The organism is Nocardia sp. CNS-044, assembly GCF_059570515.1.
Window position 1 is genome coordinate 803,090 of the sequence record NZ_JCANSX010000008.1, and the last position, 6,654, is coordinate 809,743.

Sequence of the window (6,654 nt, forward strand, 5' to 3'; positions counted from 1 at the left end):
GATTCAGCGCGGCGGCACGCTCATATCGCGGTTCATCGTCGGGAGTTCGATGCTGATCGGCATCCGCAATTCGGCCAGATAGATCAGGGCGGCTTTGCGGAGAAATTCGTCGAGGAGCCAGTAGGCGTCCGCCGCGGGCGGGACAGCGGTGAGCAGACCCTCGCGCACGGCGATGAAAGGGCCCCAGCTGAATCGGAGCAGCGGATCCCACACCGGTTCCCTCGGGATGGACAGTCCGTCGGCGATCTTGTCGCCGAGCAAGAAGCGGGTGAACGCGCCGAGGACCGGTTTGCTGAGGATCGCGAAGTCGATGTTGGCGCCCAGCCCGAGGAGTCGGTCGGCCAGTCTGGCGCCCTCGGGCGTCGCCGCGATGATGGGGTCGAGGACCTGCGCCGCTTGGGAATTGGCTTCGGCCCACGAATTGGGGATGTACTCGTCGCGGACGCCGAGCATGTGCGCGGCCACCTGCCAGGAGTGCAGGAATGCCTCCGATTCGTGCGGCGGGATCGGCACTTTCCAGGCGGTCAGGTGCTTCATGACGGTCGTGGGCAGGCTGTGCCAGGTGACCATGATGTCGTTCTGGCTGATCGGAACGTCTTCCTCGGCGGAGTGCACCCAATGCGGTGACTGCGGCAGCAGATGTCGCACCGCCGCGTGGACCAGCCGGGTTTTGACGCAGGTGACGACCATCTCCCCGTCGGGGCCGTAGGCATTGTTGCTGCCGATGTCGTACCCGAGTTTGGCGGTTTTGGAGATGCGGTCCTTGAGGTCTTGACCGCCTTTGGAGTAGTAGACCGCCCGCGCCTCCTTGGGAATGACGGTACTCATCATGCCGCTGGCGAAACCGTAGAGCACACCGAGATACAGTCCGCGTTTCTTGTTGAACTCGATCGCGGTACCCAGCTTGGCCCGATCGGTCCACTGCGGCAGCTGACGCGCGTACTCCATGAAATCGCGCAGCTCCGAGGGCAATCCGCCGGGTAGGGGTTGACCGTTCCTGGTCCAGGTCCGCAACAACTCGTTGACCCGGGGGACTTCGCCTCTATCGATCAATCCGGCGACCAACTGGTCGGCCTCGGGATCCCACACCGTCATCGGGTCGGCGCCGGAACCGGATCCGGCCACCGAGCCCTGCGGTGACCAGGTCCACGGCTCCGCCCGCGCGGGCGAAACGATCGCCAAGGCGCCGAGCGCCCCGAGGATCCCGCTGGCCTTCAACGCATCACGTCTGTTGAGTCCATCCATGACGTCACTCCTCATTGAGTACGAGCAGACCTCGATCCGGCGGCGAGCAACCCATGCCCACCGTCATCAACCGAGGAATAGTTATTAACTTAACAGCTCGCTGGAGTGCTGTCCGCGTTTTGCTCAACCCGGGTTTCGTGCGTTCCCGTTCGGCCCGTGGGGGATGCGCGACTGCGTTCGAGTCGCTGTTAGAGCAAGGCCACGTGCATCTTTTGCGACCTTGCCGTGCCTCATGTCGACCCGACCGTGTCGCGAGTCGACGAACGGGGGCGGGCGCGCATCAGGGGTGTGGGTGGGTAATAGTGAGTAACTTATTGCGACGAACCGGCAAGATTCAGGTGTGCGTAGCCGGTTTGCGGCGGCGTCGCGCCGAGATCGCTGTGTCGCATTGGCCCACAACGAAATTCACTGATCGGAGCATCGGCGGGGTGTTTGTGGAGGTCCTCTGGAACCAGCGGACGACCGGCTGGTAAAGCGCACCTGCCGGGCTCGCTCGCCGACGCCCCGGGTGCCGTTACCGCTCGGCGCGTGCCTGCCGCGGCGGTCGTTGTCGTCAGACCGTGATGACGACCTTCGCGCGCGCGTGCTCGGTCTCCAGGTAGTGGATGGCCGAGGCGGCCTCGCCGAGCGGGTAGGTCCGGTCGATCACCGGTGTGAGTTTCCCGGCTTCGACCAGCTCGGCGAGCGCGGTCAGATTGTCGGCGCGCTGCTCCACCTGGAGGACGTCCACCCAGCGGGCGAAGCGCGCCAGCGCCATTCCCGTCACCATGAGCGCCATCGGTCCGACGATCGAGCCGCCCCGGTACACGCCGCCGCCGGACAGGACGAGCTTGCCGGCCGGTGTCAGTGCTCGCCGCGATTCGGACAGCGAGCGGTTGCCGACGAGATCGAAGATCAGGTCGTATCGCGTTGTTCCGGTGGCGAAGTCGTCCTTGGTGTAGTCGATGACGCGGTCCGCGCCGAGTGCCAGCGCCTGCTCGATGTTCTTGGTACTGCACACGCCGGTCACGTCCGCGCCGAAGGCCTTGGCGATCTGCACCGCGAACGTGCCGACGCCGCCGGACGCGCCGTTGATCAGAACTCGATGGCCCGGCTGGACCTGCCCGAGGTCCCGCAGCCCCATGAGTGCGGTGTTCCCCGCCAGCGGAATCGCGGCCGCCTGCTCGAATGTCAGGCGAGCCGGTTTGTGCGCGACCACTCCTTCCGGAGCGGCCACGTACTCGGCGAAGGCGCCGTCGGCCTCGCCGAACACCTCGTCACCGGCCTTCAACCGCGTCACGTTGCGCCCGACGGACTCGACCCGGCCCGAGAAATCACGGCCGCGGATCTTCGCCCGCGGCCCGCGCAAACCCATCATCGGCCGGGCCAGGTACGGATCCCCGCGCATCACATGCCAATCCAGGGCGTTGACCGCGGCGGCGTGCACCCGGACGAGCACCTCGTCGTCGCCGGGAAGCGGTGGGTCGACGTCCCCGAACTCGAGGGTCTCCGGTGATCCGTACCGGTCTTGCATGATCGCCTTCATTGGGTTCTCCGTTCGTGCTACCCGCTATCGCCGAAACGGTAGATCGCCACCCCAGGGCCGGACATCGGGGAAACCCCTGAGACCAGCACTGATTCGAGTGTCACAGGGTTTCGGACAGCGTTTCGGTGGAGGATTCATGCTGACTTGTCCGGAATGGTTCGCGCGGCGCCGTGGGCGAATGCCGTCGAAGGCGGTTCGGAGTAACGCGGTGATCCGTTCGGGTTCGGCGTCGCGCGAGCCGTCCAGCCGGAGCAGGTGGCGCCCGATGACCGTGCCGACGGTGAGACTCGCTGCCGAGCTCAAAGGAGCTTGCCCGGGATCGAGGCGACCAGACCGCCGTCGATGATCAGATCCTGTCCGTTGACGTACGACGCCTCCGCGGACGCGAGGAACGCGACGGCGTCGGCGACGTCCTCGGCGGTGCCGACGCGTCCGGCGACCACCTCGCCGACGACGGCGGTCTGCGCCTCCGGGGACACTTCGGCGTGGAACATCGGGGTCTCGATGTAGCCGGGGCTCACCGAGTTGACGCGGATTCGCCGCCGCGGGCCCAGCTCCGCGGCGAGGGTGTGCGCGAGGTTGTGCACCGCCGCCTTGGTCGCCGCATAGAGCGAAGCGCCCGGCATGCCGCGGTGCAGGGTCCACGAGGCGTTGACGACAATCGCGGCGCCGTCGGACAGCAGCGGCAGAGTCTTCTGGATCGTGAAGAACACGCCCTTGAAGTTGATGTCGACCACGCGGTCGAACTCGGCCTCGGTGACGTCGGCGTGCGGTTGGAACGAAGCGACACCGGCATTGGCGAAGACCACGTCCAGGTGTCCGAAGCGTTCCCGGATCGCGTCGGCCAATGCGTCGAGATCGGCGAGGCTGGACGCGTCACCGGGCATCGCGAGCAGGCGGTCACCGCCGCCGAGTTCCTGGACCGCGGCATCGAGCCGGGTCTTGTCCCGGCCGGTGATCACCACGGAGGCGCCCTCGGCCAGCAGTCGTCGCGCGGTCGCCAGGCCCATCCCGCTCGAGCCGCCGGTGACGAGCGCGATCTTGTCCTGGAATCGGAATGTGCCGGAAGTGTTGTGCGTCATGGCATTCAGCCTGCCGAGCCCGACGCGTGGCGAACAGTGCGTGGTCGACATGGGTCCGGCAACACCACCCTGGTGATCAGACCGAGGCGGCTACCGGGCTCCGCAAGAGCTGGGCGACCCGCTCCTCGGTCGCGGTGCCCGGCCGCGGGTGGTACAGCTCGAGGTGGTGATCGGGGCGGTCCGCGACCACCAAGGTCGTCACGTCGAAGAACAGCTCGCCCGCCGCCGGATGGCGCACCGCTTTCACGCCCTGCGCGGGGACGCCGACGTCGTGCCGGGCCCACAGCTCGGCGAATTCGGTACTCACCGCGGCGAGTTCGTCGATGACGCGGCGGAACTCCGGATCGTCGGGGGCTTGGTCGGCATCGGCGCGGAAGGCGGCGACGACCGCGGGCGCGATAAACGTCCACGGGTCGTGCATGCCGCGGTAGCGGGCGTTGGTGAAGAACGAGACGATGCAGTTGCGGTCGGTGTCGTCATAGCCGAAGACGATGCGCGTCGCCTCGTTGACGGCGAGCAGATTCCAATAGCGGTCGCGCAGGATCGCCGGACGTGGCGCCCACGCGTCGACCACCTGCCGAAGCTGAGACGAGACCTCGGTGTCGCGCGCCGCACCCGCGCGGGGCGGATTGAGACCGGCCAGCACGTAGAGGTGCGCGCGCTCGGGCTCGGTCAGGCGCAGTGCGCGACCGACCGCGTCGAGCACCTCGGCCGACACGTTGATGTCGCGTCCCTGCTCGAGCCACGTGTACCAGGAGACGCCGACCCCGGCCAGCATCGCGACCTCCTCCCTGCGCAGCCCCGGCGTGCGCCGCTTGCCCGCGGCGATCAGGCCGACGTCACCGGGGGTGAGCCGGGCGCGGCGGGTGCGAAGGAAGTCGCGGAGCTGCTCGCGACGCAGAGTCGCCGCTACCGGGGATTCGCTGGGCATATTTCACGGTAACAATCCGGCGTGGTGGGCCGAGGATGTCGGCTGCTGGATCTCGCCGACCTCGCGGTGCCGCATGTCACGGTCGAGTTGTGCGGGATCTACCTGGCGAGGTGATCGGCACTCGCCGGGAGCAGGTGTTCGCAGGCGTCGAGCAAGGTCGACCTGGGGCACGCCGTGCAGTTTCTGTCCTGCGCGAGCAGATCCAGCGGGTACTGGCTGAGCCTCGATCCACCGACGGGTCTCGGGGATGGTCCGCGCGCCCGCGGCGCGCGGACCATCGGGTCTCGGGCGTGAGGTAGCCGCTGGTCTGCCCAGCTTTTCCACTGTTTTTCCTGGTTGTAGGGATGGCTTGCGTGCGATCAGCAGGTCGAGAGTGTAGTGGTGGTGGCGTGCCACAACTGCTGCCAGGCAGCGACCCAGGGCCAGTGAGTGGGTAGGTGCAGCACAGGTTTTCGCTGCGGGCGAGCGAAACGAGCGGGAACGGCGATGATCTTGCGTCGCAGCGTGGTGCCGCGGGCTCTGCCCAGACTCGGGTCGGCGAGCGTGCCGGCGGCGCGCAGCAGATTGTGTGCGATCGCCGCGCACAACACCCAGGCGGAATTCGCGCCGAAACGACCCGACGGCATGTGAGCGAGCGGGCCGTCGATCAAATCCGCGAACACGGTCTCGATGACGGCGTGGCGGCGGTGGGTGATATCGGCGTCGACGGTGGGTTCGGCGGAGTCGGTGAAGAACGGGTGATATCGCCAGACCGGGAACAGTTCGTCCTGGCGGGCGGCGTCGCGGACGCGGCGCACGATCAGCCGGGCGGTGACCGCGTCGGGTTTGGAAGCGAAAGCGGTATAACCGATTTCGGCGACCTCGGCGTCGGAGATCCACTCCCCGGTGTCGGGATCGCGGACCGCGCCCGGATATTTCACCGGAGTCCACGCATCCTCGCCGATCGCCGCGATCGCTCGCTGCACGGCACGGTTCTTCGTGAGTACCAGCGAGAACCGAACACCGGCGCGTCGGCACGCACCGACCACCGCGCGGGTGCCGTAGGCCGAATCGCCACGGACCAGGATCTCGCCGGTGACTCCGGCCGCCCGCGCGGTGGCGACGGCCTGGGCGACCATCCGGCCGGCGCCCTTGCCCGAGCCGGTTCTTCCGGCACGTAACCGCATCCCGGCGATCACCGGCGCCGCGAGATCGGTACTGATCGTGGTAGCCAGCGGCGAAAGTCCTTTCCGGAGAATGCGTTTGCCTGCGATCTTGGTGTGACCGTAGGAGGCACCCTGCTTGGCATACCCGTACACCGGGCGCAGCAGCGAGTCGATATCGACGAATGCCCGCACCCCGGCACCCGGCAGCAACTCCACCCGATCACACAACCGGGCCAGATGCGTTCGCAGCACCGCCTCGAGCTGGCGAGCGTGCCCGAAGGTGAACTCCCGCAACAAAGTTCCGATCGTCGACGGCGCATACACCCGATCGAACACAGTGGCCATGCCGCCGCTGCGCAGCACGCCGACATCGTCGATGCTGTCCGCCCCAGAACACATCCCCGCGATCAGCGTGGCCAGCTTCGGCGCCGGATTCGCCGACCCGGACTCGATCCGCGGTGCGGTGATCATCACGTTCTCCGCCAGCGCCTCTACCAGCCCGGTTCGCTCCGCCAGCCGCATCACCGGCACCAGCCCGGCCAACGCCACGAGATTGTCATCGTCGAACACCGCAGACTCCGCGGCGAACCTATGAGAAACTTGCACTCGAAGTGCCCTTCTGAACTGCACGATTGTTGCCTAGACAACAGCAATCATCCCAGCTCGAAGGGCACTTTCTCATTCAAACAACACCGACGGGCGCAAGCCCGTCGGTGGATCGAGGCT

The 6,654-nt window shown here is 67.1% G+C and carries 5 protein-coding genes; all 5 read right to left on the reverse strand.

Annotated features, from left to right (window positions below; translation table 11 throughout):
* Positions 1–3: 3 nt before the first annotated feature.
* Positions 4–1,245 carry an oxygenase MpaB family protein gene (locus T333_RS22755; protein WP_355003684.1) on the reverse strand — a complete coding sequence of 414 codons (1,242 nt, stop codon included), beginning with the start codon at positions 1,243–1,245 and terminating at the stop codon, positions 4–6.
* 553 nt (positions 1,246–1,798) lie between these two features.
* A complete protein-coding gene (locus tag T333_RS22760; protein ID WP_496425760.1) occupies positions 1,799–2,770 on the reverse strand; it encodes an NAD(P)-dependent alcohol dehydrogenase in 972 nt (323 codons plus the stop codon).
* Positions 2,771–3,069: 299 nt separating this feature from the next.
* Entirely contained in the window at positions 3,070–3,852 is a 783-nt protein-coding gene (locus T333_RS22765) for a glucose 1-dehydrogenase (protein ID WP_355003682.1), read from the reverse strand.
* 76 nt (positions 3,853–3,928) lie between these two features.
* The gene (locus T333_RS22770) at positions 3,929–4,783 is read right to left on the reverse strand and encodes a helix-turn-helix transcriptional regulator (RefSeq protein ID WP_357249249.1); all 855 of its coding nucleotides are present in this window, start codon (positions 4,781–4,783) and stop codon (positions 3,929–3,931) included.
* Positions 4,784–5,142: 359 nt separating this feature from the next.
* Complete coding sequence (locus tag T333_RS22775) at positions 5,143–6,534, reverse strand: IS1380 family transposase (protein ID WP_496423424.1); 1,392 nt, start codon at positions 6,532–6,534, stop codon at positions 5,143–5,145.
* Positions 6,535–6,654 lie beyond the last annotated feature (120 nt).